We start from the raw sequence: 321 nt of genomic DNA, 5'->3' as shown, positions 1-321 counted from the left end.
GGCGATCGATACAGCCATGATTGCGACACCGTTTTCCGTGAGTTCTTCATGCTGAACGACGTCTGCTACACCGCCTTGCGGAATGAAGGCGGTGAGCTGGTCGAGGACGAGAGGCCGCTGGGTACCACTAGTACCGACAACCGGCTCGTCAAAGGCCTGCCATACCTGAGCGTGATTTACTGCGGTTCCACCGACAATTCCCCGGACGTCGACGAGGTGGCGCTGCTGACCATGGCGCGGGCCGCGCTTAAGTCCTACCATTTGAGCGCTGACTACTTCACGTCGCTGCATCAGACCAGCCACCCGCAGCCGTGGGTCTCT

At 60.1% G+C, this 321-nt stretch carries 1 pseudogene; it reads left to right on the top strand.

Annotated elements, in window-relative coordinates:
• Nucleotides 1–48: 48 nt before the first annotated feature.
• A pseudogene (locus tag ACFZPT_RS26605) lies at nt 49–321 on the top strand (hypothetical protein); the annotation flags it as partial.

It is taken from the genome of Pseudomonas sp. MD330_10, assembly GCF_042610415.1.
GTDB classification, from domain to species: domain Bacteria; phylum Pseudomonadota; class Gammaproteobacteria; order Pseudomonadales; family Pseudomonadaceae; genus Aquipseudomonas; species Aquipseudomonas rhodesiae.
This window is presented reverse-complemented; position numbering and strand designations above follow the sequence as displayed.